This window comes from Vibrio sp. HI00D65 (genome assembly GCF_001635455.1).
Lineage (GTDB): Bacteria > Pseudomonadota > Gammaproteobacteria > Enterobacterales > Vibrionaceae > Vibrio.
This window is the reverse complement of the sequence record NZ_LWEH01000074.1, coordinates 1-349: the sequence shown is the minus strand read 5'-3', so window position 1 is coordinate 349 and position 349 is coordinate 1. Positions and strand designations below refer to the sequence as shown.

1 protein-coding gene is annotated in these 349 nt (G+C 44.1%); it reads right to left on the bottom strand.

What is annotated here, in order from left to right; genetic code table 11:
* Nucleotides 1-349, bottom strand: a 349-nt coding sequence (locus A3712_RS07645; protein WP_269451416.1) for a lyase family protein, incomplete at both ends; no start/stop codon positions are given.

Below are 349 nucleotides of genomic sequence, written 5' to 3'. Positions count from 1 at the left end.
CATTTCCATACAGTCATTCCAAGTGTCTAAAGCGTCGAATAGACCTTCTTTATCTTCTTGCATGTCTTTGTTATAAGCCAAAGGCAGTGCTTTCACTGTCATCATCATGCCAGCAAGTGAACCGTATACACGGCCTGTTTTACCACGGATAAGCTCTAGCGCATCCGGGTTTTTCTTCTGTGGCATCAGAGATGAACCTGATGTCACGGTATCTGCTAACTCGATGAAGTTTGATTCACCAGAGTTGTAGAAAATCATATCTTCCGCAAGACGCGAAAGGTGAAGCATAGAGATAGAAGCGATCGACATCAGCTCCATCACATGGTCACGGTCAGATACTGAATCTAGA